We start from the raw sequence: 25,363 nt of genomic DNA on the forward strand, positions 1-25,363 counted from the left end.
GTCGGTGGCGGCGCGGGAGCGGGCCGGTGACCGGCGGGCGGCGCCCGGGCCCACGGTGCCCCGGCGCGGCTCGGTGTCCGGCGGGGCGCCGACGGCCCGCGGCGGAGGTCCCACCGCCCGCCACGCCCGGGTGCGGCGGGCGGTGCGCCGGGCGCGGCGGGCGCGCGGTGATTCGCGTCGGTGGGGTGCGCGGCGTCGTGGCGCGCCGGATAGGGTCGTGGGTATGACCCACCAGGTGCACGCCTTCGAGCCGCCGGAGCGGTTCGTCGCCGGGACGGTCGGGCCGCCGGGGGAGCGGACGTTCTTCCTGCAGGCGCGCGGCGGTGGCCGGCTGGTCAGCGTCGCGCTGGAGAAGGTCCAGATGTCGTTGCTGGCCGAGAAGCTCGAGGAACTGCTCGCCGAGGCGCAGCGCCGCTTCGGTGTGGAGCTGCCCGAGCCGGTGGCCGTCGTCGGTGACAACGAACCCCTGGACACACCGGTCGACGAGGAGTTCCGGGTCGGCACGCTCGGGCTGGCGTTCGACGTCGACACCGCGACCGTGGTGATCGAGGCCATCGCCGTGGGGGAGGGCGAGGCCGAGGTCGACCTCGGTGAACCCGACGACGATGACGAGGACGCCGAGGACGACGACGAGGAACCGGACGACGACCTCGACCGGCTCCGGGTGCGGCTGACCCCCGAGGCGACCCGCCAGTTCATCGAGCGGGCCCGGCGGGTGGTCAACGCCGGCCGTCCGCCCTGCCCGCTCTGCGGCCAGCCCCTCGATCCCGCCGGTCACCTCTGCCCGCGCCACAACGGTTACCACCGGTGACGTCGTCGGACCTGCAGCCCCGACAGGACGGTGAGGCCGCGCTCCGGTTGCTCCGCGACGGCCGGCTCGACCTGGAGGGGCGGCTCGTCGACGCCTCCAACACCACCCTGCGCGGCATCCTGACCCTCGACGGGGTGACGGCCCGTTGCGTCTACAAGCCGGTGCGCGGCGAGCGCCCGCTGTGGGACTTCCCCGACGGCACGCTGGCCGGTCGGGAGGTCTCGGCCTACGTGGTCTCCCGGGCCACCGGCTGGGACCTGGTGCCGCCGACGGTGCTGCGCGACGGCCCGTTCGGGCCGGGATCGTGCCAGCTCTGGATCGACGAGCCGGAGGAGGCCGAGCCGCTGGTCGGGTTCGTGCCGGCCGACGCGCTGCCGCCCCGCTGGTTCCCGATCGCCGCGGCCCGCGACGACGACGGCACGCCCTACGCGCTGGCGCACGCCGACGATCCGAGGCTGGCCCGGCTCGCGGTGCTCGACGCGGTGATCAACAACGCGGACCGCAAGGGCGGGCACGTGCTCCTCGGCCCGGACGACCGCATCTACGGCGTCGACCACGGGGTGAGCTTCCACGTCGAGGAGAAGCTGCGCACGGTGCTCTGGGGCTGGGCCGGCCGGCGGCTGCCGGCGGACGCCGTGGAGATGCTCGACGGGCTCGCCGGCCAACTGCCCGGCGCGCTCGGCGCCGAGCTGGCCGAACACCTGACCCTCCGCGAGGTCGCGGAGCTGGCGGCCCGGGTCGACCGGCTGCGGCACACCGGCCTGTTCCCGCAGCCGTCACAGGACTGGCCGGCGGTGCCCTGGCCCCCCATGTGAGCCCCGGCCGTTCGTCCCGCGACGCTGTCATGTTGGTCACTGCGGCCCGGTCCTGCCGCGCCGTGTCGGCTCGTTAGGCTGACGGTCATGGACTCTTGGGCGGGACATGAGGTGCCGCGGCTGCCGGGCAGGGGCCAGCCGCTGTCGTTGTTCGACTCCGCGCGGCAGGGCGCCCACCCGAGCGACCCGAGCGGCACCGCGACCATGTATGTCTGCGGCATCACCCCGTACGACGCCACCCACCTGGGCCACGCCGCCACCATGATCGCGTTCGACCTGGTGCAGCGGGTGTGGCGCGACGCCGGCCGGGACGTGCGCTACGTGCAGAACGTCACCGACATCGACGACCCGCTGCTGGAGCGCGCCGAGCGCGACGGCGAGGACTGGAAGGTCCTGGCGATGCGCGAGACCGCGCTGTTCCGGGAGGACATGGAGGCGCTGCGCATCATCCCGCCGGCGCGCTACGTCGGCGCGGTGGAGTCCATCCCCGACATCGCCGACAAGGTCCTCCTGCTGCTCAAGGACGGCGCCGCGTACCGCCTGGAGGACGGCACCGGCGACGTCTACTTCGACGTCGCGGCCTCCCCCCGCTTCGGTTACGAGTCCAACCTGACCCGTGAGCAGATGCTGGAGATCTTCCCCGAGCGCGGGGGCGACCCGGACCGGGCCGGCAAGCGCGACCCGCTCGATCCGTTGCTGTGGCGGGGCGCCCGCGAGGGCGAGCCGTCCTGGCCGGGCGGCGAGCTGGGCGCCGGCCGTCCCGGCTGGCACATAGAGTGCACGGTCATCGCGCTCAACCTGCTCGGCGAGCGCATCGACGTGCAGGGCGGCGGCAACGACCTGATCTTCCCCCACCACGAGTGCTCCGCCGCGCACGCCGAGCGGCTCACCGGCGTCGCGCCCTTCGCGGACCACTACGTGCACGCCGGCATGATCGGCCTCGACGGCGAGAAGATGTCGAAGTCCCGGGGCAACCTGGTCTTCGTCTCCCGGCTGCGCGCCGACCGGGTCGACCCGATGGCGGTCCGGCTGGCCCTGCTCTCCGGGCACTACCGCGCCGACCGCGCCTGGACCGACGAGTTGCTCGCGACCTCGCTTGAGCGGCTGGCCCGCTGGCGGCGGGCCGCCGCCGCGCCCGCCGGTGCGTCGGGCGAGGAGTTCCTGGCCGGCGTACGCGCCCGCCTCGCCGACGACCTGGACTCGCCGGGTGCCCTGGCGCTGGCCGACGCCTGGGCCGAGGCGACCCTCGCCGGCAACGCCGCCGACCCGACGGCCCCCGCCCTCTACGCCACCACCCTGGACGCCCTGCTCGGCATCCGCCTCTGACCCACCCCACCCACCCCCCACCCCACGCGCTCCCGCGCCGCCCACCCCCTGCGCGCGCGTCGATCATGCAGTTGTGGTGCCCGCAAAAGGTGCGAACCGGCGGTGACCGCCCACCAGAAGTGCATGATCGACGGGATGGGGGCGGGGAGGGGGTTAGCCGAGGACGAGGTCCGGGTCCGGGGTCGGGTCGGGGGGTGGGGCGGGGATCTTGTACTCCTCGGTCAGCGTGGTGACCGGGCCGGGCCAGGTGGCCTGGGCGACCTCGATCGGCTTGCGGTGGCCGTCGTAGGCGACGTGCAGCAGGTGCAGTACCGGGGTGTCGGGGCGGATCTGGAGGATCTCGGCCTCCTCCCGGCTCGGCTGGCGGGCGCTGATCGTGTCGGTGGCCGAGACGTAGCGCCGGCCGGTGGCCTCCTCGGCCTCCTGGTAGAGCGGCCGGCCGAACGCCTCGGCGCGCTCCAGCGAGGTGCCGGCGGTGTCGGCGGGCAGGAACCACGAGGCGCCCACCTCGACGGGCGAGTCCTCGGTGCGCACGAGGTGCCGGCGGCAGAGCAGGTCGGTGCCGTCGGCGACCCCGAAGGCGTCGGCCACCTCCGGCGGGGCGGGGGACCGCCCGACCGAGACGAGCTGCTGCCGGTACCGCGCCGCCAGGTCGGTGTGGTAGCCGCGGAAGCCGCCGTAGCGGCCCCGGGAGAGCCGGTTGAGCCGCCGCCGGGTGCCTCGCACGTACGTCCCGGAGCCGGGCTTGGTGATCAGGATGCCCTCGACCCGCAGCTGGTCCACGGCGCGCTGCACGGTCTGCTTCGCCACGCCGAACATCTCGGCGATGGCCGGGATGGACGGCAGCCGCTCGCCCGGGCCCCAGTCGCCGCGCCGGATCTGGTTCTTGAGCTGCGCGGCGATCTGTCGGTGCGGGAACTCCGCAGCCCCCGGATTGATCTGCATGCCCGCCTCCTCGATCACAGCTAGGTTCCTAGGATGCCTTAGAGGGTGTGACGGCGCCACCCCGGACACGCGAGGCCGAGGAACTCTTCGGCTCCGGCGACGGGACGCGGCCTCGACGCGGGAAGCACACGGGCCCCGGACGACACGCGTCCGGGGCCCGGTGAAGCGGGGAGGGCGTTACCAGGAGCCGGCGGTGGGGCCGGCGGAGCCGCCCCGGCGACGCAGGTACTTCTCGAACTCCTGGGCGATCTCGTCGCCGGTCAGCGGGGTGATGCCCGCGTCGCCGACGCGTTCCTCCAGTTCGCGCACGTACTCGCCGAGCTCGGCGTCCTGCTCGGCGGCGCTGCGCACCCGCTGCTCCCACTCGGCGGCCTCCTCGGCCAGGTCGGCCATGGGGACCGGCAGGTCGAGCACCTCCTCGACGCGGTGCAGCAGGGCGAGGGTGGCCTTCGGGCAGGGCGGGTTGTTGGCGTAGTGCGGCACGTGCACCCAGAACGAGACGGCGTCGACCTCGGCCTTGTTGCAGGCGTCGTGCAGCACACCGACGATCCCCGTCGGCCCGTCGTAGCGGGTGGGGGTGAGCTGGTAGCGCTGGGCGGCCTCCGCGTCGGAGGCGCTGCCGCTGATCGGCAGCGGCCTGGTGTAGGGCACGTCGGCCAGCAGCGCGCCGAGCACGACCACCCGCTCGACCTCCAGGCTGTGGCAGATCTCCAGCACCTGCTCGCAGAAGGTGCGCCAGCGCATGCTCGGCTCGATGCCCCGGATCAGCACGACGTCCCGTTCGGTGCCCTCCGGGCTGGCCACCATGAAGCGTGTCGTCGGCCACTCCACCCGGCGGGTCTCGCCCTCGGCCATGGTGATGGTGGGGCGGCTGACCTGGAAGTCGTAGAAGTCCTCCGGGTCCAGTTCCGTGACCTGCCGGGCCTGCCACACCTGCTCCAGGTGCTCGACCGCGGCGGTGGACGCGTCGGCGGCGTCGTTCCAGCCCTCGAACGCGGCGATCGCCACGGGGGACCGCAGCACCGGCAGTCCGTCGAACTCGGTCACGCCGTCACCTCACCCTGCTCGTCGGGGGCGGCGCCGGGACCGGACCCGGTCGTCCGCCCGCCGGGCGTGGTGGTGTCGCTGTAGTCCTTCACGTCCGTCAGCCTACGTGTCGGGGCGGGATGCGGCCCGTCGGCCGCGCCGGTCGAGCCCCGGGACGGACGGGCATACCACGACGAACCGGACGGGGTGATTCCGCTGACACAATGTGGGAAGGCACGTGCGGGGGATCGGCGGGATCGCAGGCGGCACTAACCTGATGTCGTGCGGACCTCATTGCTCGACGTACTGGCAGACCGGATCCTCGTCGCCGACGGCGCCATGGGCACGATGTTGCAGGCGGCCGACCTCACCCTCGACGACTTCGAGGGCCATGAGGGCTGCAACGAGGTCCTCAACGTGACCCGACCCGACGTCGTGCGCGGGGTGCACGAGGCGTACCTGGCGGCCGGCGCGGACTGCGTCGAGACCAACACCTTCGGGGCCAACCTCGCCAACCTCGGCGAGTACGGCATCCAGCACCGCATCCGCGAGCTCTCCGAGGCCGGGGCCCGCCTCGCCCGGGAGGCCGCCGACGCGTACGCCACCCCGCAGCGGCCCCGCTTCGTGCTGGGCTCGATCGGGCCGGGCACGAAGCTGCCCACCCTCGGGCACGCCGACTACGCGACGCTGCGCGACGCGTACCAGGAGAACGCCGAGGGCCTGATCGAGGGCGGTTCGGACGCGCTGATCGTGGAGACCTGCCAGGACCTGCTCCAGGTCAAGGCGGCGGTGGTCGGTTCGAAGCGGGCCATGGCCCGGCTCGGCCGGCCGGTCCCGATCATCTGCCACGTCGCCGTGGAGACCACCGGCACCATGCTGGTGGGCAGCGAGATCGGGGCGGCGCTGGCGGCCATCGAGCCGTTGGGCGTCGACCTGATCGGCCTGAACTGCTCGACCGGGCCGGCCGAGATGGGCGAGCACCTGCGCTACCTCTCCCGACACTCCCGCATCCCCCTGTCGGTGATGCCGAACGCGGGCCTGCCGGTGCTGACCGCCGACGGCGCGTACTTCCCGCTGACCCCGGTGGAGCTGGCCGACGCCATGCAGCGGTTCGTCAGCGAGTACGGCGTCTCGCTGGTCGGCGGCTGCTGCGGCACCACCCCCGAGCACATCCGGGTCCTGGCCGAGCGGCTGCACGGCACGCGCCCCGCGCCCCGCGAGCCGCGGCACGAGGCCGGCGTCTCGTCGGTCTACCACCCCGTGCCGTTCGCCCAGGACGCCTCCCTGCTGATGGTGGGGGAGCGGACCAACGCCAACGGGTCCAAGGCGTTCCGGGAGGCCATGCTGGCCGGCGACTGGCGGGCCTGCGTGGAGATCGCCCGCAGTCAGGCCCGCGACGGTTCGCACCTGCTGGACCTGTGCGTCGACTACGTCGGCCGCGACGGCACCCGGGACATGCGCGAACTCGCCGGCCGCTTCGCCACCGCCTCCACCCTGCCGATAATGCTGGACTCGACCGAGCCGGCGGTGGTCGAGGCGGGCCTGGAGATGCTCGGCGGCCGGTGCGTCGTCAACTCGGTCAACTTCGAGGACGGCGACGGTCCGGGGTCCCGGTACGCCCGGGTGATGCCCATCGTCAGGGAGCACGGTGCCGCGGTGGTGGCGCTGCTCATCGACGAGGAGGGGCAGGCGCGCACCGCCGACTGGAAGGTGCGGGTCGCTGGTCGGCTGATCGACGACCTCACCGGGCGGTGGGGGATGGACCGCGCGGACATCCTGATCGACGCGCTGACGTTCCCGATCGCCACCGGCCAGGAGGAGACCCGGCGCGACGGCATCGAGACGATCGAGGCGATCCGGGAGATCAGCCGCCGTTACCCGGGCGTCAACTTCACCCTCGGCATCTCCAACGTCTCCTTCGGGCTCAACCCGGCCGCCCGGCAGGTGCTCAACTCGGTCTTCCTGCACGAGTGCCGCGAGGCCGGGCTGACCAGCGCCATCGTGCACGCCAGCAAGATCCTGCCGTTCAACAAGATCCCCGACGCGCAGCGGGAGGTGGCGCTGGATCTCATCTACGACCGGCGGCGCGAGGGCTACGACCCGGTGCAGAGGTTCATCGAGATCTTCGAGGGCGTGGACGCCGCCTCGGCGCGGGCCGGGCGGGCGGAGGAGTTGGCCGCGCTGCCGCTGGAGGAGCGGCTGAAGCGGCGCATCATCGACGGCGAGCGCAACGGCCTGGAGGCCGACCTGGACACGGCGATGGCGCGGGGGCGCAGCCCGCTGTCCATCATCAACGACATCCTGCTCGACGGGATGAAGGTCGTCGGTGAGCTGTTCGGCTCGGGTCAGATGCAGCTGCCGTTCGTGCTCCAGTCCGCCGAGGTGATGAAGACCGCGGTGGCGTACCTGGAGCCGCACATGGAGACCGCCGAGGACGGCGGCAAGGGCCGCATCGTGCTGGCCACGGTGCGCGGGGACGTGCACGACATCGGCAAGAACCTGGTCGACATCATCCTGTCCAACAACGGCTACGAGGTCGTGAACATCGGCATCAAGCAGCCGATCAACGCGATCCTGGAGGCCGCCGAGCAGCACCGGGCCGACGCGATCGGCATGTCGGGCCTGCTGGTCAAGAGCACGGTGATCATGAAGGAGAACCTCGCGGAGATGGCGTCGCGCGGGGTCGCGGAGCGTTGGCCGGTCCTGCTGGGCGGGGCGGCGCTGACCCGGGCGTACGTCGAGGACGACCTGCGGTCGATGTTCCCCGGCCAGGTGCACTACGCCCGCGACGCCTTCGAGGGGCTGTCGCTGATGGACCGGGTGATGACGGCGAAGCGCGGCGGGGCGCCGGTGATCGACGCGGAGCGGGAGGCGGCGCTGGCGGCCCGCCGGGCACGCCGCGAGCGGCAGCGGGCGATCGTCAGCGAGTCGTTGCCGGAGCTGGACGACGCGTCGGTCCGCTCCGACGTGGCGACGGACGTGGAGGTGCCCGCCCCGCCGTTCCTGGGCACCCGGGTGGTCAAGGGCGTGCCGCTGGCCGACTACGCGTCGCTGCTCGACGAGCGGGCCACGTTCCTCGGGCAGTGGGGCCTGCGGGGCGCCCGCAGCGGGCAGGGCCCGTCCTACGAGGAGCTGGTGGAGACCGAGGGCCGGCCCCGGCTGCGCTACTGGCTGGACCGGCTGATCGCCGACCAGGTGCTCGAGGCTGCCGTGGTGTACGGCTACTTCCCCGCGTACGCCGAGGGCAACGACCTGGTGGTGCTGGACGAGAACGGGCACTCGGAGCGGGCGCGGTTCTCCTTCCCGCGGCAGCGGCAGGAGCGGCGGCTCTGCCTGGCCGACTTCTTCCGCCCGCGCGGCGACGAGCTGGACGTGGTGGCGCTGCAGCTGGTCACGGTGGGGCAGCCGATCAGCGAGTACACGGCGAAGATGTTCGCCCGCAACGAGTACCGCGACTACCTGGAGGTGCACGGGCTGTCGGTGCAGCTCACCGAGGCCCTGGCGGAGTACTGGCACCGGCGGATCCGCGCCGAGCTGACCCTGCCGGGCGGCCGTACGGTGGCCGACGACGATCCGGCGGACCTGGCGGGTCTGCTGCGCACCGACTACCGGGGCTGCCGGTACGCGTTCGGCTACCCGGCCTGTCCGGACCTGGAGGACCGGGCGAAGATCGTGGAGCTGCTGGGCGCGGAGCGGATCGGCGTGCAGTTGTCGGAGGAGTTCCAGCTGATGCCGGAGCAGGCGACCGACGCGATCGTGGTGCACCACCCGGAGGCGAGCTACTTCAACGCCAAGTGATTACCGCAGGCTCCTGACCTGCGGCGGAGCGCTCGGGACGGCCCCGGCTTCCATGATCATGCCGTCTCCGGGCGCCCCAGGGTGCGCGGGCCGCCGGCGAAGGACCGCGACGCCAGATTCCCCCGCTCAGTCGACGCAGGGGGTGAACCGACTCGACCATTCCTCGTCCGGCATTCCGTCAAAGGCCAACAGCTCGAAGCTGTTGCCGTCGTGGCTGACCAGCAACGCGTCGTGGAATCTGTAGCGCTGCGGGGATTCATGGTCGCGCGTCGGTGCGGCCTCGCGTTCCCCGAAGTCGAGTCGCACCCATCGTTCGTCGTCCTCGTCCTCGTCGTCGTCGTTCTCGTACTCACTGAGCAGCCACGTGCCCTGGGCGGAAGCGGGTCGGCGGCCGTCGAAGTAGGTGCGCCAGATGTACTGGTCGCTCCACGTGTCCCGTAGGTCCTCAAGGAGGTGCGAGAGGTAGACGTCGGAAATCAAGTTCAACCGTGACGACCCGTCCTGGCGCAGCTCGATCCGGTCGCCGGAGGATCCGCACCAGGTTCCTGTCAGGTCAGCGTTCGTGGGCCGCGGTGGCGGGGCCGAAGGCGCACAGCCGACCGCGTGGGTCAGGAGGAACGCCAGCGTGACGGCCACGGCAACGGCTTTGATCCGCACGCCGGCCACTCTAGGGCCTTCCCCGCCGCGCGGCGTGGGCACGCCCGACACGTGCCCGAGGGTTCATGGTGGGGCTGCGGGAGCTCGGAGGCCGAAGCGACGTCCTCTGCCGGCCATGCCGATGAGGCGGCGGCAGTTCAACGCCAGGTGACGGCGTCGTCCCGTTCCGGGAGGGGGTGCTGGCCTGAGGCGGTGACGGGAAGGAGAAAACCTTCGGTATTCAGATCAAAGGCCGTAGACATCTTTCATCGAGGATCGAAGTTCCACTATATTGCGGGCACTGTCGATCTCTGCTGATGACGAGGTGCACATGTTCGACAACCCGACGCTGCGGCGGCGTACCCTCCTGGCGGCCGTCGCCGGCGCCGCGGCCGTCCCGATCGTCGCCGGTCCCGCGTGGGCCGCGTTGCCGAAGGTCTACATCGACCCGGGCCACGGCGGCACCGACCCCGGGGCGGTCGGCAACGGGCTGCAGGAGAAGGCCCTGACGCTCGACATCTCCCTGCAACTACGTAGCATCCTGCTGGCCAACTGGGGCGTCGACGTGCGCATGTCCCGCACGAGCGACATCACCCGCAGCCTTGCGTACCGCACCGACGACGCCAACGCGTGGGGCGCCAACCTGCTCGTGAGCGTGCACATCAACTCCGGCGGCGGCACCGGCTTCGAGAGCTACCGGTACCCGTCGGCGAGCGCGGCCACCGTCAATCTGCACAACGCGCTGCACCCGAGGGTGATCGGCGCCATGCGGACGATCGGCGGGGTCACCGACCGGGGACTGAAGACGGCGAACTTCCACATGCTGCGCGAGGCGGCCATGCCCGCGGTGCTCACCGAGAACCTCTTCATCGACAGCGTCGCCGACTCGAACCTGCTCAAGCGGGCGGACTTCATCACCGCCGTCGCCCGTGGGCACGCGGAGGGCATCGCGACCTACCTCGGTCTGAGCGCGCCCAACCCGCCCACGTTCAGCACCATCGTGGACAACGCCACGGCGGGGCGGTTCACGGCGAGCACCGCCTGGGGCACCTCCTCGTACTCCGCCCAGCGCTACGGGGCCGACTACCGCTTCGCCACCCCCACCCCGGCCAGCGACGCCGCCTGGTTCAAGGTGAACGTCCCGGCGGCCGGCGACTACCGGGTCGAGGTGCGGCACCCGGCGGACCCCGGCTACAGCGCCTCGGCCCCGCACGTCGTCGTCACCGCCGCAGGCAACCGCACGGTCAGCGTGGACCAGCGCGCCAGCGGCGGGGTCTGGCGTTCGCTGGGCACCTTCCCGTTGGCGGCCGGCGACCGCAACCTGGTCGCGGTGAGCCGCTGGACCAGCGCCGCCGGCTACGTGGTGGCCGACGCCGTCCGGGTCACCCGGGTCTAGCCGGGACGCCGCGGGCGGATCGGGATCGCGATCCCGATCCGCCCGCCGTCCGTGGGTCGAGCCATCGAGGGCGGGCACCCACGCCCGCGGCGGCTCGCGACCGGGGGTGTCACCCGGCCGCCGGCTTCGACGACGACTTCTCAGGACGGGGCCGGGCGGGCCGCGCGGCCGTCTCCTCCGGAGCGGGCCCTGTGGTCGCGGGCGGGCGGCCGGGTCGATCTATGCTCCTGGTGCCTCGCCGCGTCCGTGGCGCGGGTGGGCGGGGGGACGGGGTCAAGTGGGTGCACCGACGCTGCTGGTCTCGCTGAGCAGAGCGAACGCCTACCGGGGGATCGGGGCCGCGGTGGCGGCGGCTCCGCACGGCGCGGTGATCGTGGTGGAGCCGGGCCGCTACGACGAGCAGGTCGTCGTACGGGCGAAGGCGGTCACGATCCGCGCGGCCGTACCGGGCGGGCCACCCGTGGTGGTGGAGAACGGCGCCGCCGCACCCGCCGTGTACTGCGAGGACGCTCAGGTCGTCCTTCAGGGGCTGACGCTGCGCACGTGGAGCGCGGACTCGCCGGCGACGGTGTCGGCACTCCGCGCCGCCCTGACGGTCGAGTCCTGCGTCGTCACCGGGCAGGCCGTCAACGCGGTGCTCTGTGAGCGGGGCACCGCCCACCTGCGGATGTGCGACGTCAGCGGGATGCGCCGGGGCGTGGCGTTCGTCGATGCCGGCGGGACGGTCGAGAACTGCCGGCTGTGGGACCTCGACGAGTACGCCGTGCTGTCCAAGCGCGACAGCCGGCCCACCGTGCGGCACTGCCACGTCCGCGACACCGACCGGGGCTTCGACGCCTTCGAGGGCGGTGGCGGCACCGTCGAGGACTGCCACTTCACCGGTGTACGCGTCGGGGCCGTCACCGCGGGCGGACGGTCGCGGCCGACGGTGCGCCGGTGCCGGGTCACCGGCGGCCGCGGCAGCGGCCTGGTGTTCGGCGGGTCCGCCGGTGGGCTGGTCGAGGAGTGCGAGCTGACGGACCTGGAGGGTTGCGGCATCGAGGTCTCCGGCGGTGCCGAGCCCGACGTGCGTCGCTGCCGCGTCGAGGGCGTCGGCCGCAACGGCATCTGGGTCAGCGGTGCCCGTGGGACGTTCTCCGACTGCGACGTGACGGCGAGCCGGTTGCCCGCGATCGCCGTGGTCGACGGGGCGGCCCCGCTGGTGCGCGGCGGCGTCCTGCGCGGGGCGCGGGAGGACGCGCTGCTCGTCCGGGCCGCCGCCGGCCGGTACACCGGCGTGCGGATCGAGGACGCGGGCCGCTACGGGGTGATCGTGCAGGGCGGCGACCCGGTCCTGGCGGACCTGACGACCGGCGGCGGCGAGGCGGGGGTCGTGCTCGACGGCACCGTCGAGGCGGACGTACGGATCGAGGGCGCGACCATCCGGGGCGCGACGAGGTGCGGGATCGCCGCCGGCGGGCCGGGCCGGCTCACCGCCTCGGACGTGCACGTGCAGGACGCGCCGGTGGGGCTGGTCGGGGCCGACACGATCTCCGTCACCCTCACCGGCGCGGTGTTCTCCGGCGGCACCGTCGGCGTGACGGGGGCGGGCCGGGCCGCCCTGCACCTCACGGGCGGCACGGTCACCGGGACCACCGGCTCCGGGGTGCTGCTGCGGGAGCAGTCCCGGCTGGTCCTGCGCAACAGCACGCTGCGCGACTGCGGCGGCGACGGGGTGCAGGTGGAGACCGACGCCCCGGTGCTGGTCGAGGGGTGCGAGTTCGTCGACGTCGCCGGTGCGGCCGTACGCGGTGGTGACCGTGCGCAGGTCTCGGTGATCGCCGCGCAGCGGCCGGAGCCCGCGGTCGGTGCGGCTCCCGGGGAGCGGGCGCGTTCCGGCGCCGAGGCGGGCCCGGCCGCCGGTGCGGCCCCGCGCAACGTCGACGTCGACGCCGTGCTGGCGGAGCTGGACGGCATGATCGGTCTGGCCGCGGTGAAGCGCGACGTGCGCACGCTCGTCCAGCTCATCCGCGTCGGCGAGCAGCGCCGCAGGGCCAACCTGCCGGTTCCGCCGGTGAGCCGGCACCTCGTCTTCGCCGGGTCACCGGGCACGGGAAAGACGACCGTCGCGCGGATCTACGGGCGGCTGCTCGCGCAACTCGGTGTCCTCGCCAAGGGGCAGGTCGTCGAGGTGGCGCGCGTCGACCTGGTGGGCGAGTACCTGGGCAGCACCTCGCTGAAGACCGCCGCGGCCTTCGAGCGGGCCCTCGGCGGTGTGCTCTTCGTCGACGAGGCGTACGCGCTGGCCCGCACGTTCGGCACGAACTCGGACTTCGGGCTGGAGGCGATCGACACGCTGGTGAAGCTCATGGAGGACCACCGCGACGAGACGGTCGTCATCGTCGCCGGCTACTCCGAGGAGATGGTGCGGTTCCTGGCCACGAACCCCGGCCTCGCCTCACGGTTCACCAAGACCATCGAGTTCGTCGACTACGCCCCCGACGAACTGCTCGCCATCATCTCCGCGCTGGCCGGGCGACACGGCTACGACCTGACCGCGCCGACCGCCGATGCCCTGCTGGACCGGCTCGTCGAGGCCGCCCGCGACCCGGTGTTCGGCAACGGCCGGGGCGCCCGGAAGCTGTTCAACGCCATGATCGAACGGCAGGCCGGCCGGCTCGCGGACGTAGCGGCGCCGACCGCGGAGCAACTGCGGACCCTGCTGCCGCAGGACATCCCCGCCGCCGGCGACTGAGCGCGCCCGGGGCACCGTCGCCGGAGCAGGGTGGCCGGAGAGCGCCTGGGGCGGCGGTCGGCACGCCGGAGGTCACGTCGCCTGCATCGAGACGTCGAAGGCGGCGTCGCGGACGTCGGCGACCGGGTGTTCGCGCAGCAGGTGCAGCAGGTCCCGCCAGGGCGCGGACCAGCCGTACGCCCTCCCGCCGCCGGCCAGCGCCACCGCGAACAGCCCCGTGGTGGCCTCGCCCCGGGACGCGAGCGTCCGGGCGGCGCCGAGGACCGCCTCGGTGTCGAGGGTCGTCGGGGAGGCGATGCGTTGGCCGAGGAGGTGGGCGAGCCGGACGGCGAGCGCCGGCCGATCCGCGACCAGCTCCGCGATCCTGAGAATCTCGGCGGTGAGCTGCTCCGACGTGGTGTCCCTGGTCGGCAGGGCACTGGTCAGCAGGATGCCCGCCTGGGCCACGTACGCACGGTGCCGGCCCAACTCCTGCGCCGCCTGGTGGACCGGCGCGGGGTCGGTCAGTGGTCCGCGCGCCCAGGACAGCGTGGCCACGACGCTGGCGATCCGCCGTCGGGCGGGGCGGTCCCCGGCGGGGCCACCGGGCTCCGCGTCGGCGCCGTCGGCCCGCACGAGGGCGCGCAGCGCGGTGACGGGCACCTCCCGTTCGGGGCGGTCCGGGTGACTGAGCACCGCGGTCAGGATCGGGCGCACCCACTCCCAGTCGTAGCGTCCGCGCAGGTCGGTGAGCGCCGCCGTGACGAGGTCGGTGAGATCGGGCGCCCAGGGCAGCCAGTGCACGAGGCGGGGCCAGGCGAGCCGGCTGGCCTCCCGGTCGGGGCTCGCGCAGGCCCGGGCGACGAGGGCGGCGTAGCGGGGACGATCCGGTGCGGCGATTCCGTCGGGCGGGGTCGCCAGCACGGCCAGCGACGCCTCCCGGCCGCCGGCGACGGCCTGTTCGAGGATCGGCCAGCTCTCCGGCGCGTGCAGTCGCTGCCGGGCGGCGGCGACGATCGCGGCCCGCACGTCGCGGTGCTGGTCGGGCTGCTGCCACGCGGACACCAGCACCGCCGTCGCCTCCGGCGGGCCGAAGCGGCCGAGCAGCCGGACCGCCTGCTTGCGGCTGGTCACCTTGCCCCGCCCCAGGGCGACGCCGGCCAGCGGGGCCACCAGGTCGGCCGGGCGGGTGAAGCGGGCGGCACGGCCGGCCGCGTACAGGGCCACCCTGGCCCGCTCGTCGTCGGCGTGCGAGAGCAGCAGCGGCAGCGCCTCGTCGGGCCGGTCGGTCCACGGCAGCGCCTCCAGGGCCGCCTCGGCCAGGGTCACGTTCGCCGAGTCGACGTGGCGCAGCACCAGCTCACGCCCGGCATCCGGCACCCGCGCGGCGGCCCGTACGGCGTCGGCCCGCTGGTGCAGCGGGGTGCCGGCGTCGGCGGCCAGGCGTGCCTGCAGCCGTACGAACGCCTCCTGCTGGTGGGGTAGCCACCGCTCGGCGTGCACCGGCCGGCCCGGGACCCAGCGCGTGCCGGCGGTGAGGAACGCCCCCTTCGGCGGGCGGTGCAGCACCCGGTCGAGCAGGTCGGTACGTCGGGCGCTGACGGTCCGCCACACCGTGGGGAAGGTGATCGTCGAGGAGTCGGAGTGCAGCACGCACGCCACCCGCTGCGCCCGGGTCCTCGGGTCGGCCAGCCACAGTTCGACCGCCTCCCGCACCACGGGGGCGACGGTGCCCCGGGTCGTCGCCCGGCGCAGCAGCTCCTGCAGCTCGGGCAGCCGCCAGGCCCGCCGCCCGAGGGCACCGGTCACCGCGAACAGGGCGGTGAACCGGCCCCGGGCCATGCCGGCCTCGATCCATCCGCGCAGCCGGGCGAAGACCAGCTCCTCCTGACCGCGGCGCAGCGTCTCGTCGAACCGTGCCAGCGGCGGCAGCCGGTGCCCGCCGAAGAGCCGGTCGAGGGTGTCCAGCGCCCACCGCAGCAGGGCCGGCTCGTCGACGTGCCGACCGAGCACCCGGGCGGCGAGGGTGCCGAGCGCGGCGAGGGTGCGCGTCGACGCGTCGCGGGTGGTCGTGGCGTCGACGGTGATCCGGGTCAGCACCTCGACGGCGTCCGCGCGCAGCAACGGGACCAGCTCCGCCAGCTCCGCCAGCGCCACGGCCCGCACCGGGTCCTGCTCGTTGCGCAGCCGGTCCAGCCCGGTGAGGGCCTCGGCGGCCGCCGCGGGGTTGCGGCTGCGCCGCGCGGCGGCCAGGAGCAGTTGGTGCGCCACGGCCCGCTCGTGCGCGTCGGCGGAGCGCAGGGCGGGGGTGAGCGCCGCCGACGCCGCAGGCCAGGGCAGCAGGGCGCTCCACGAGCGCACCTGCGCCTCGTCGTGGCGGACCTCGTCGAGGGTGAGCACCCGGCGGGCCTCCCGCTCCCGCCAGGCGTGCGGCAGCACCTCCATCAGCGGCGCGTCGGGGATCCGGGTGGCCGGGTCGACGTCGGCGAACACGGCGTCGTACAGGTCGCCCCGACGCGCCGGCGGCAGCGCCCCCAACAGCCGGTCCAGTGAGTTGTTGCGGCCGCGTACCCGTCGGCCCAGTGCGACCAGGTCCGGCTGCGGCAGCCGGACGAGCCGACGCAGCAGCGCCCGGGGCAGCCATTCGTAGGCCACCCACTCCGCGCGGGCGGCCGAGGTCAGCAGGGCCAGCACCCGCTGCGGCGCGTACGCGGCGAGCGGCCCGTAGGCCGCGAGGTCGCCGGGGAGGTACTCGGCGGGCGCGTACCGTTCCAGCAGCGTCAGCGCACGCTGCGGGCGGCACCGGCCGGCGACCAGGACCCTCTTGCCGTGCGTCGTCCACCAGCGGTCCCGTTCGGCGGGGCGCAGGTGGGGCAGCGTCGACTCCGCGTGGTCGAGCGTCACGTCGCCGTGGCGACGGGCCAGGCAGGTTGAGCGCGGCAACGCGTGTTCGACGACGGGCAGCAGCCGGCGGACGGTCTGCGCCCCGCAGGCGGGCAGCAGGGCGACCGCCTCGACGGCGCCGAAGCGCCCCAGCACGCCGTCGACCAGGTCGTCGGCGGCCGCCGGCCGGCGCAGGTGCCGCAGCGACCGGTAGACCAGGTGCCGCAGGTCGGCCGGCGCGTCGCGCACGAGTGCGCGCAGGTCGTCGCCGGCGAGCCAGCCCGCGCGCAGGCCCGCCTTCACGGCGACCGCCCGGATCGTGGCGTGCGGATCGCCCAGCGCCGCCCGCACCGCCGCGTGGTCGCCGACGACGTCGGCGGCGGTGAGGGCCAGGAACCGGTGGTACGACGACGCCCCGCCGCGCAGGTCCGCCAGGACCTCCGGCAGCTCGCCCGTGGCGGCCAGCTCGCGGACCCGGCGTGCCAGTGTCGCCGTCCGCTCCCGGTGGGCCAGCGCGTCCAGTTCGCCGAGCAGCCGTCGTGTCGATCTCCGCACGCCGCTCATTGTGTCGGTGATGGCCTCGCGGCGCAGACCCGTTTTTCACCCGGCGTCCAGGGGGCCGGCCGGCGACCACGTGGCGAGGTGGTGTTCACCGGCCGTCGCGGGGCGCGACGGCATGCAGCGGGGTGGTCGTGGCGACCGCGACACCGGTCGCCGCCAGCAGCACCAGCGTCGCGAGGCTGGGCAACGCGGCCGTCATCGGCGTGGCGAGCGCCACCACCAACAGTGCGAGTAGCCGTCGCCGGCAGAACCGGCCCGCCGCGCGTCTCCAGATCAGCTGGTCGCCGACGAGGAAGACGACCACGCCGCCGTGGAGGGCGGCGTGGCCCAGCGACGCCAACGGCACGCCCGGCCGCTGCGCCGCCTGCGCCAGCGTCGTCGTCAGGCCGAGGGCGAGCAGGATCAGCCCGGCGACGACGAGCAGGTGCAGGTAGGTGTAGGCGTCGCGGGCCAGAGCCGCCGCGCGCGGATCGTCCGACAGCTCGGCCAGGCGCCGGTCGAGGACGCGGTCGGTGCCGACGTACGTCCACCACAGGGCGGCGAGCAGGGTGACGATCAGCGCGACGGTGAACACCGCAGCCAGCGAGATCGACGTGTCGGCCAGCGCGACGCCGGTGGAGATGAACCCCTCCCCGACGGCGATGAGCACGATGAGGTTGTACCGCTGCGTCCAGTACCCGAGCGAGTGGACCCGCCAGTTGCGGGCGCGGGTGAGGTAGCCGCCGACCAGGTCCACCGCCAACCCGGCCGTCCAGCAGACCGCGGCGGCGGGTGGGACGGCCCGCCCGATCGGGGGGAAGCTCAGCGTGGCGCCCACCAGGAGCGCCGACGCCGCCACGGCGGGCACGGCTGCCCGGTAGGCCTGGGCCCGCAGCGCCGGATCACCCCTCGCGGCCCACAGGAGCGTGGCGAGGTGCAGCACCCGCAGCGCCACGTAGCAGGTCACCACGATCAGCGGACCGGGAAGCCCGCCGGGCACGCGGTTGAAGGCCTGCGGGATGGCGGTACCGAGGACGAGGGTCAGTGCGGCCGCCGTCAGTACCGCCGCCCGTACCGGCGTGGTCACGGCGGACACGACGCTTGCCAACCAGGCGTACAGGCACCACGACCACCACAGCAGGATCAGCACGCCGAGGCCCTGCGCCACCCCCGCCGGGGACGGCTGGCGGGCGACCAGGACGGTGATCTGCAGGAACGCGTACACGACGATCAGGTCGAGGAAGAGCTCGTGCGGGCGGACCACCGTCACCTGCCGCACCGTGGCGGCGACGGCGTCGTGCAGCCGCCGGTGCCGGACGCCGAAGGCGGTACGGTCGGCGAGCACGACGACGCCCATGCACGCGGCGAGGATCGCCAGCGATCCCAGCGCCGACACGTTCAGGGCCACCGGCGCGGCGGCGAGCAGCAGCACGATGCCGAGCGTCACGCTGCGCCCCACCAGGTCGAAGGCGCGTTTCTCGAAGGCCAGCAGCCCGGTCAGATAGAGCAGCGCCCCGCCGTGCAGGGCGAGCGCGCTGCCCGTGCCCCAGCGCTCGGCGGTGCTCACCTCCGTCGCGCTCAGGGCGTGCTTGAGGCCGAGGGCGAGCAGGATGAGGCCACCGACCATGGGTAGGTGCAGCAGCGCGTAGGCGTCGCGGCCGACCAGTGACGTGACGCCGGCGGGCAGCCGCCGCAGCGACCGCTCGGCGGCGAACCGGGCCAGGTCGAAGTAGGTCCACCACAGCACGACCACCACGACGACGCCGAGGACCGACCCGCCGATCACCGACCAGGTGACCGGCGCGTCGCCCACGAACCCCCGGCTGGTGCCGATCGAGATGATCGTCTCGCCCAGGGCGACGAGCACGATCAGGCTGTGCCGCTCCGCCCAGTGGCCGACGGAGGCGAGCTTCCAGTCGGCCGAGCCGAGCGCCACCAGGCCGGCGTAGTCGACCGCGGTGGCCACGGTGAACAGCACCACCTGTGCGAGGCGCACCGACGGCCGGTCCGGCAGCAGCGCCGGCAGGCACGCGGTGGCCAGCAGCAGCGGCGAGGTGACACACAGGGGCAGCCAGGCGCGCCGTGCGAACAGGGGCCGGTCACCGGTTCGCCGCCCGGCCAGGGGGGCGAGGGCCAGCGGACCCAGGCGTACCAGGACGAACGCGACGGCGAAGACCAGGGGACCCCACAGGCCGCCCGGCCGGTCCGTGAACGCCGACGGCAGGGCCACACCGACCACGAAGATGCCGGCCGCCGCCGCGAAGACGGCCAGCGGCATGACGCCCCGGTCGAAGCGCACCGTGTTGCCGAGCCAGGCGTACGACGCCCAGCACCGCCACAGCAGCGCGACGAGCAGGAACCCCTGCAGCAGCCCGACGGGGTGGAAGTTCGCCGACATCAGCTCGGTGACGTTGAAGAACGCGTAGACGAAGAGCAGGTCGAGGAACAGTTCCGGGCGCGTCACCTCGCCGGGGCCGAGCTGGATCCGCCCGGACATGCCGACGCGGATCCGCCCGCCCCCCGACGCGCTCATCGCCACCCGACCACTGTCCCAACCGGCGGGCGGGCGCCACGCGGGATCGCCGAAGCCCGCCCGCGCGACGGCGGGCGCCGCCGGTCGTACCGCCGAAGGCCCCCCCGGGTGCCGCCGACCGCCGGTGCCGGAGGCCGGCGACTTGGCGGCGTCTGCCATGCTCGGGCCGGTGACGACCGGCCGCCCCACCAGTCCCCGCACCCACCGCCGCGTCCGCAGCCGCCGCATCCGGATCGTGCTGATCTCCGGCGCGGTCGCGCTGCTTCTCGCCGTCGTCGTCCTCGTCGTCACGGTGGTCGTGCCGCTGGTGCGGCCGGCGGGGCCACGGCCGCTGTTCCAGCTTCCCGTCGCGTGCGGGGAGACGTGGCAGCTGGGCACCTACCCCGGCCACGACGACTACGACGTCGACCTGTTCCCGACCGAGGGCAGGGCGTGGGGGCGCCCCGTGCTCGCGTCCTACGCGGGGAAGGTCACGGTGGCGGGGATCAACGGGTCGCTGGGCGGCCGTACGCCCGAGGACCCGGACGGGCCGCGTGGCCGCGGCGGCGGCTACTGGGTGAAGATCGACCACGGCGGCAAGTGGGAGACGCAGTATCTGCACCTGCTGGAGCCGCCGCTGGTGCGCGTCGGTCAGCGGGTCGCGCAGGGCGAGCAGATCGGCCGGGTGGGCAGCACCGGCAACTCCGGTGCGCCGCACCTGCACTACGAGCAGCGCCGGGGCTGGGAGAAGGTCGAGGCGTACTTCGACGGCGTGCCGTCGGGCATCACCCACGACGACCGCGAGTACACGGTCAGGCGCAAGAGCAACAACTGCGCCGGCGGCTGATCGCCGCAGGTCGCGTCCGTGGCGTGGACGTCCGCCCGCCGGGCGGTGACGGAACGCGCGACGATGTGCCCTGGCGCGTGTCGTGGCGAAGGGAGCGGGCCAGATGGGGAAGCGTTCGGTGACAGAGGCCGCGGCGCTGTTGGCGCAGGCGCGGCGGGTCGTGGTCTTCACCGGCGCGGGCGTCTCGGCGGAGAGCGGTGTGCCGACCTTCCGCGACGCCCTCACGGGCCTGTGGCACAGCTTCGACGCACAGCGGCTCGCCACGCCGGCGGCCTTCCGCGACGATCCCGCCCTGGTCTGGGGCTGGTACGAGTGGCGACGCGCCATCGTGGGGCGGGCCCGCCCGAACGCCGCCCACGTGGCCGTGGCCGCGATCGAGGCACGCGTCCCCGGCGCGGTCGTCGTCACGCAGAACGTCGACGACCTGCACGAGCGGGCCGGCTCCGTCGCGCCGATCCACCTGCACGGCAGCCTGTTCGCGCCCCGCTGCTCGGCCTGTGACCGGCCCGCGCCGACGTCGGTCGAGGTGCCGCGGGAACCAAGCGACGGCCGCCGCCTCGCCCCGCCCGGGTGCGCGAGCTGCGGGGGGCTCGTCCGGCCCGGGGTGGTGTGGTTCGGTGAGGCGTTGCCGAGCGCCGCGTTGGAGGCCGCCGTGGAGGCGGCGTCCACCTGCGAGCTTCTGCTGACCGTGGGCACCTCGGGCCTGGTGTATCCCGCCGCCGAGATCCCCCGGGTGGCAGCCCGCTGCGGCGCCACGGTGCTGCAGGTCAACCCGCAGGAGACACCCCTGGACGCCGTGGCGGGGGTGAACCTGCGCGGCCCGGCCGCCCAGGTGCTTCCCGCCCTCGCGCGGGCCGCCTGGGGCGACGGCGGGACGCACGGCCTCGACCCGGAGGTGACCGGTCCCGCCGCCGACCAGGTGTGACGGTGCCCGGCCGGGGCCGGGCACCGCCGGGTCAGGAGGGTCGGCTCATGCCCAGCTGCTCCAGCCAGCCGTCGACGTCGAATCCCTGCTCCTCGGCCCGGTCGAACCACTGGGCGGCGCGGGAGGTGTCGGTGGGCACCCCGGAGCCGAGCAGGCACATCACGCCCAGCGTGGCCGCGGCCCGGGCGTTCCCGGCGTTCGCCGCCCGCTCGTACCAGCCGGCGGCGACGGCCTCGTCGCGGGGGAAACCGCGCCCGCTGGCGTGCCCGGCGGCGACGTTGTAGAGGGCACGGGGGTGCTCCAGGTCGGCGGCGCGCAGCAGCCACTGCCTGGCCACCGCCTCGTCGCGCGCCACCGCGTCCCCGGTGTCGTGCAGGACGTGCAACTCGAACATCGCGTCGGCGTTGCCGGCCTCGGCGGCCCGCTGGTGGTAGGCGACCGCCGCCTCGCCCTCGCCCAGCAGGTAGTGCAGGATGCCCGACCAGTAGCGTGCCTCCCCGGTGGGGTCGTCGGCGCGCAGCGGCTCGAGCAGCGTCAGCGCGTACCGCCCGACGCGGCCCACGGCCTCCCGGCCGACGGCGGCGAACAGGTACGCGCCCTCGCGGTTGCCGTGCCCGGCGGCCTCGGCGAAGCAGCGCAGGGCCGCGTCCAGCACGTCGTTCCCGCTCGTGGGGAACGGGTGCGGTGACGGCCATGCCGGCGGCTGCCCGACCGGCAGGCTGAGCAGCCGGCGTCCCAGGACCACCCACGCGTCGCTGCGGCCGGCCCGCGCGGCGGTCAGGTAGCCGCGGACGAGCACCTCGTACGCCCGGACCGGCAGGATGCCGATCATCACGTCGCCGCGCACGATCCGGCCGTCGATCTCACGGCACAGCCCTTCGACGTACGCGGGGTCGAGCGGGTCGGCGGCCGCCGCCCGCTCGGTCTCGGCGAGCAACGCGTCGCCGGGGGCGGACGGGGCGGTGGCAGGAGTCAAGGTCACGCCGCCACCCTACGGTCGTCGTCCCGCCCCACCTTCGCGGTACGCGTCCCGACGGGCGTGACCGGCCACGCTCGCGCCAGTGGCGGCGAGTTCGCCCGGTCCACGTGCCGGTGCCCGACGGAGGCGATCGTCATCCCACGGGTCGAGGTGGCACCCGTGGTCCAGGGCCGGCCGCACGCGACACGACCTGGCGGGGGCGGGCCGGTGGGAGCCGACGCGAGGCCCCGGCTCTATGGTGGAGCGATGGCATCGGTCAAGCAGTTCCAGGTCACCTTCGACTGCGCGGAACCCGAGCGCGTCGCCCGTTTCTGGTGCGAGGTGTTGGGGTACGTCGTGCCGCCGCCGCCGGAGGGGTTCGCCACCTGGGACGACTTCGATCGCGCGCTGCCGCCTGAGCGGCAGGGTTCGGCGTTCGCCTGCGTCGATCCCTCGGGTGTGGGGCCGCGACTGTTCTTCCAGCGTGTTCCCGAAGGCAAGGTCGTCAAGAACCGGGTGCATCTCGACGTGCGGGCCGGCACCGGGCTCGTGGGCGAGGAGCGCCTGGCCGCACTCGAGGCCGAATGCGCGCGACTGGTCGCGCTCGGCGCGGTACGCGTGCGACTGCTGCGCGCCGATGGCGTCAACGAGTCGTGCCTCGTGATGCAGGACGTCGAGGGCAACGAGTTCTGTCTCGACTGAGCGGCCGCGAACGTGGCACCTTCGCGAAGTCGACTGGGTAGTAGTTCGCCCGTCGATGACGGAGTGGTGCGTGTGGGAAGTGCGACCGAGGTGGGCATCCGCTGGGCCGAGTCGACGTGGCGGCGTCGGACGACCATGGTGCGGCCTCTCACCGGTGGCTGGACGTCGACCATGCTGGGCCTGACCGGACACGACGGCGAGCAGGCGGTACTCCGGCTGATGACGAGGGAGCCGTGGCGCCGACACGCCGCCGGGCTGCTCTCCCGAGAGGTGGCTGTCCAGCGGCAACTGCGACGGTCGTCGATCCCGGTGCCCCGCAGTATCGCCCTCGATCTGTCCGGAGACACCGCCGGGGCACCGGCACACCTCATGTCCTGGCTGCCCGGGCGGCTGTGCCTGAATTCTGCCGCGGACGACGTCCTGGCGGCACTGGCACAGGTGCTCGTGGACATTCACCAGTTCGATCCCGGGCCGGACAGGCCACGGGAGTACCAGTCGTGGGCGACGCCGGGCAAACGCATCATGCCGCCGTGGGCGCAGCGGCGACAGCTGTGGAGTCAGGCGTTCGCACTGCTGGAGCAACCCGCGCCGGCCTATGCCGGCACGTTCCTGCACCGGGACTTCCACCTGGGGAACCTGCTGTGGTCGCAGGGGCGGGTCAGCGGCGTGGTGGACTGGGTCGAGACGTCGTGGGGACCGGCGAGCCTGGACGTCGCGCACGCCGCCACCCATCTGGCCATGTTGCACGGCGTCGAGGCCGGGGTCAGATTCACGAACGTGTACCGGCGCCGGGCCGGGGGCCGCCACGACGAGGACGAGTTCCGGTACTGGAACGTCATGGACATCGTCGGCTACCTGCCGGACCCGGCGAAGGTCGTCCAGCCATGGCGCGACTCCGGGCTGGACGTCAGCGACGACCTCGCCCGCAGCCGGCTCGAACAGCGCCTCGAGCAGGTCCTACGAACTCACTGACGACCCGACCGGATCCCGCCCGATGCTCGACCCGGGCACGGTCCTTGCCGGTCAGCCGGCCAGCTTCTCGAAGAGTTCGTTCGGCGTGTCGTAGTACCTCGTCGTCCGGCCGAGGTGCGTCATCCCGAGCCGCCGGCAGACGGCCTGGGAGGCACGGTTGTCCGGATCCGTGACCGCGACGACCCTCGTCAGGCCCCGGCCGAACGCGTCTTCCAGGACCGCCGCCGCCGCCTCGGTGGCGTAGCCGTGCCCCCAGGCGTCCGGATGCAGGTGCCAGCCGATCTCGACGTCGGTCGGCCCGCCGGCCGGTTCCCCGGCCGACAGGGGAATCGGCTTGAGCAGGAGGTTTCCCACCAGTCGGCCGTCCGCCGCCGTGGTGATGGCCCAGATCCCGTGGATCGGATCGTCGATGGCGCGTCGGCGTGCGATCGAGGCGAGGGCGTCCTCGCGGTTGTTCATGATCCTGGGCTGTGCGCCCAGGAACCGCACGACCTCCCAGCGCGACTCGAGATCCAGAAGGAAGTCGGCGTCCTCGTCGCGCCAGGGGCGCAGCAGGAGGTGGTCGCTCGCGATGGTGCGCATGCGAGCCAATCTAGCCAGCGCCGAGCAGCGTTTTCCCTCGCACGCATCTGCCGCCGGCCGCGCGTCACGGATCGCCGCCACCGTCCGACGACGCCCGCCGCGACCGGCACGTGCCCGAGGAGCCCGGCATGCCGGCCCGACGTCGGGACCGTCCCGAGCGTCGAGGTCCTGCCCCTGACGGTCCGCCGAACGACCGGCGCGCCGGTCGCCCGACGAGCCGGGCGGTCCAACGGGAAGAGGCTGCGGTCACGGCGTAGCGATAGCCTGCCGGCATGGCGAGTGCCGAACTGGATGAGTTGATCGTCGCGGACGCCGACGCGCTGCGTGCGTGGTTGTCGGCCAACCACGCCACGTCACCCGGCGTGTGGCTCGCCCTGACCAGAAAGGGCGGCACGGTCACGACCTTGACCTGGCAGCAGGCGGTCGACGAGGCCCTGTGTTTCGGCTGGATCGACGGGCAGGCCCGGAAACGGGACGAGCAAAGTTCCTGGATCCGGTTCACCCCGCGCAGGCCCCGCAGCTCCTGGTCACAACGCAACGTCGCGCACGTGGCCCGGCTGGAGGCGCAGGGGCGGATGCTGCCCTCGGGCCGCGCCGCCGTGGAAGCCGCGAAGGCGGACGGGCGGTGGGCGGCCGCCTACGCCCCGCCGTCGGAAGCCGAGGTGCCGGCCGACCTGCTCGCCGCCGTCGCTGCCGACCCCGCTGCCCAGGCCATGTTCGACGTACTCACCAAGACCAACCGCTTCGCTCTCATCCACCGCGTCAATGCCGTCAAACGGGCGCAGACCCGAGAGCGGAAGATCGGCGAGTTCGTCGCCATGCTGGCCCGTCACGAGACGATCTACCCGCAGAAGGCCAAGCCTCAGAACTCGCCGTGATCGGTCTTCATGATCATGGGTTTCCGACCGTGATCGAGGTCCGGCAGGAAGCTCGACGCTGCGTTGCGCAGACGGATCTCCCGCCGAGCGGGCGTCAG

The 25,363-nt window shown here is 73.9% G+C and carries 18 protein-coding genes; 11 read left to right on the forward strand and 7 right to left on the reverse strand.

Annotated features, from left to right (window positions below):
• Positions 1-223 precede the first annotated feature (223 nt).
• The 3 genes from V6U77_RS05910 to mshC all read left to right on the forward strand — a co-directional run bounded on the left by V6U77_RS05910 (position 224) and on the right by mshC (position 2,952).
• Positions 224-811, forward strand: coding sequence for a DUF3090 domain-containing protein (locus V6U77_RS05910; RefSeq protein WP_334605157.1), 588 nt, complete (start codon positions 224-226; stop codon positions 809-811).
• Positions 808-1,626, forward strand: a complete 819-nt coding sequence (locus V6U77_RS05915) for an SCO1664 family protein (protein WP_334605158.1) — start codon at positions 808-810, stop codon at positions 1,624-1,626. Before V6U77_RS05910 ends, V6U77_RS05915 begins: the two co-directional genes overlap by 4 nt.
• Before the next feature lie 87 nt (positions 1,627-1,713).
• On the forward strand, positions 1,714-2,952 hold the full coding sequence (mshC, locus tag V6U77_RS05920) for a cysteine--1-D-myo-inosityl 2-amino-2-deoxy-alpha-D-glucopyranoside ligase (RefSeq protein ID WP_334605159.1): 1,239 nt from the start codon (positions 1,714-1,716) through the stop codon (positions 2,950-2,952).
• Positions 2,953-3,105: 153 nt separating this feature from the next.
• Here the strand turns inward: mshC and V6U77_RS05925 are convergent, their stop codons facing one another.
• Both V6U77_RS05925 and V6U77_RS05930 read right to left on the reverse strand, forming a co-directional pair.
• Positions 3,106-3,897: a GntR family transcriptional regulator gene (locus tag V6U77_RS05925; RefSeq protein WP_334605160.1), complete on the reverse strand. Its 792-nt coding sequence runs from the start codon at positions 3,895-3,897 to the stop codon at positions 3,106-3,108.
• A 177-nt stretch (positions 3,898-4,074) separates the two neighbouring features.
• On the reverse strand, positions 4,075-4,944 hold the full coding sequence (locus V6U77_RS05930; RefSeq protein WP_101409578.1) for a PAC2 family protein: 870 nt from the start codon (positions 4,942-4,944) through the stop codon (positions 4,075-4,077).
• Between the two features lie 261 nt (positions 4,945-5,205).
• Here V6U77_RS05930 and metH point away from each other — a divergent pair, with 261 nt between their 5' ends.
• Complete coding sequence (gene metH / locus V6U77_RS05935; RefSeq protein WP_334605161.1) at positions 5,206-8,721, forward strand: methionine synthase; 3,516 nt, start codon at positions 5,206-5,208, stop codon at positions 8,719-8,721.
• A gap of 126 nt (positions 8,722-8,847) precedes the next feature.
• Here the strand turns inward: metH and V6U77_RS05940 are convergent, their stop codons facing one another.
• Positions 8,848-9,378, reverse strand: a complete 531-nt coding sequence (locus V6U77_RS05940; RefSeq protein WP_334605162.1) for a hypothetical protein — start codon at positions 9,376-9,378, stop codon at positions 8,848-8,850.
• Positions 9,379-9,688: 310 nt separating this feature from the next.
• On the opposite strand from V6U77_RS05940, the gene V6U77_RS05945 reads away from it, so the two are divergent.
• Positions 9,689-10,753: a golvesin C-terminal-like domain-containing protein gene (locus V6U77_RS05945; RefSeq protein WP_334605164.1), complete on the forward strand. Its 1,065-nt coding sequence runs from the start codon at positions 9,689-9,691 to the stop codon at positions 10,751-10,753.
• Between the two features lie 277 nt (positions 10,754-11,030).
• The gene (locus V6U77_RS05950; RefSeq protein WP_334605165.1) at positions 11,031-13,487 is read left to right on the forward strand and encodes a right-handed parallel beta-helix repeat-containing protein; all 2,457 of its coding nucleotides are present in this window, start codon (positions 11,031-11,033) and stop codon (positions 13,485-13,487) included.
• A gap of 72 nt (positions 13,488-13,559) precedes the next feature.
• Here the strand turns inward: V6U77_RS05950 and V6U77_RS05955 are convergent, their stop codons facing one another.
• Entirely contained in the window at positions 13,560-16,904 is a 3,345-nt protein-coding gene (locus tag V6U77_RS05955) for a hypothetical protein (RefSeq protein ID WP_442934380.1), read from the reverse strand.
• Between the two features lie 94 nt (positions 16,905-16,998).
• Complete coding sequence (locus V6U77_RS05960) at positions 16,999-19,422, reverse strand: low temperature requirement protein A (protein ID WP_334605167.1); 2,424 nt, start codon at positions 19,420-19,422, stop codon at positions 16,999-17,001.
• 169 nt (positions 19,423-19,591) lie between these two features.
• Between V6U77_RS05960 and V6U77_RS05965 the strand changes: the two genes are divergently transcribed.
• Positions 19,592-20,248, forward strand: a complete 657-nt coding sequence (locus V6U77_RS05965) for a M23 family metallopeptidase (RefSeq protein ID WP_334605168.1) — start codon at positions 19,592-19,594, stop codon at positions 20,246-20,248.
• A 103-nt stretch (positions 20,249-20,351) separates the two neighbouring features.
• On the forward strand, positions 20,352-21,173 hold the full coding sequence (locus tag V6U77_RS05970; RefSeq protein WP_334605170.1) for an SIR2 family NAD-dependent protein deacylase: 822 nt from the start codon (positions 20,352-20,354) through the stop codon (positions 21,171-21,173).
• 31 nt (positions 21,174-21,204) lie between these two features.
• On the opposite strand, the gene V6U77_RS05975 is transcribed toward V6U77_RS05970, so the two are convergent.
• Positions 21,205-22,155: a tetratricopeptide repeat protein gene (locus tag V6U77_RS05975; protein ID WP_334605171.1), complete on the reverse strand. Its 951-nt coding sequence runs from the start codon at positions 22,153-22,155 to the stop codon at positions 21,205-21,207.
• 243 nt (positions 22,156-22,398) lie between these two features.
• Here V6U77_RS05975 and V6U77_RS05980 point away from each other — a divergent pair, with 243 nt between their 5' ends.
• A complete protein-coding gene (locus V6U77_RS05980) occupies positions 22,399-22,833 on the forward strand; it encodes a VOC family protein (RefSeq protein ID WP_334605172.1) in 435 nt (144 codons plus the stop codon).
• A gap of 72 nt (positions 22,834-22,905) precedes the next feature.
• Entirely contained in the window at positions 22,906-23,805 is a 900-nt protein-coding gene (locus V6U77_RS05985) for a phosphotransferase family protein (protein ID WP_334605173.1), read from the forward strand.
• Between the two features lie 51 nt (positions 23,806-23,856).
• On the opposite strand, the gene V6U77_RS05990 is transcribed toward V6U77_RS05985, so the two are convergent.
• Positions 23,857-24,387, reverse strand: a complete 531-nt coding sequence (locus tag V6U77_RS05990) for a GNAT family N-acetyltransferase (protein ID WP_334605174.1) — start codon at positions 24,385-24,387, stop codon at positions 23,857-23,859.
• Between the two features lie 272 nt (positions 24,388-24,659).
• Between V6U77_RS05990 and V6U77_RS05995 the strand changes: the two genes are divergently transcribed.
• Positions 24,660-25,265 (forward strand): YdeI/OmpD-associated family protein, encoded by a 606-nt coding sequence (locus tag V6U77_RS05995; protein WP_334605175.1) that lies wholly within the window; start codon positions 24,660-24,662, stop codon positions 25,263-25,265.
• Positions 25,266-25,363 lie beyond the last annotated feature (98 nt).

This window comes from Micromonospora sp. CPCC 205546 (assembly GCF_036902715.1).
GTDB lineage: Bacteria > Actinomycetota > Actinomycetes > Mycobacteriales > Micromonosporaceae > Micromonospora.

Bases quoted from the DNA above. Each gene is read 5' to 3' on its own strand.
- V6U77_RS05910 (WP_334605157.1), top strand. From the start codon at position 224: ATGACCCACCAGGTGCACGCCTTCGAGCCGCCGGAGCGGTTCGTCGCC.
- mshC (WP_334605159.1), top strand. From the start codon at position 1,714: ATGGACTCTTGGGCGGGACATGAGGTGCCGCGGCTGCCGGGCAGGGGC.
- V6U77_RS05925 (WP_334605160.1), bottom strand. From the start codon at position 3,897: ATGCAGATCAATCCGGGGGCTGCGGAGTTCCCGCACCGACAGATCGCC.
- V6U77_RS05945 (WP_334605164.1), top strand. From the start codon at position 9,689: ATGTTCGACAACCCGACGCTGCGGCGGCGTACCCTCCTGGCGGCCGTC.
- V6U77_RS05960 (WP_334605167.1), bottom strand. From the start codon at position 19,422: ATGAGCGCGTCGGGGGGCGGGCGGATCCGCGTCGGCATGTCCGGGCGG.
- V6U77_RS05970 (WP_334605170.1), top strand. From the start codon at position 20,352: ATGGGGAAGCGTTCGGTGACAGAGGCCGCGGCGCTGTTGGCGCAGGCG.
- V6U77_RS05980 (WP_334605172.1), top strand. From the start codon at position 22,399: ATGGCATCGGTCAAGCAGTTCCAGGTCACCTTCGACTGCGCGGAACCC.
- V6U77_RS05990 (WP_334605174.1), bottom strand. From the start codon at position 24,387: ATGCGCACCATCGCGAGCGACCACCTCCTGCTGCGCCCCTGGCGCGAC.
- V6U77_RS05995 (WP_334605175.1), top strand. From the start codon at position 24,660: ATGGCGAGTGCCGAACTGGATGAGTTGATCGTCGCGGACGCCGACGCG.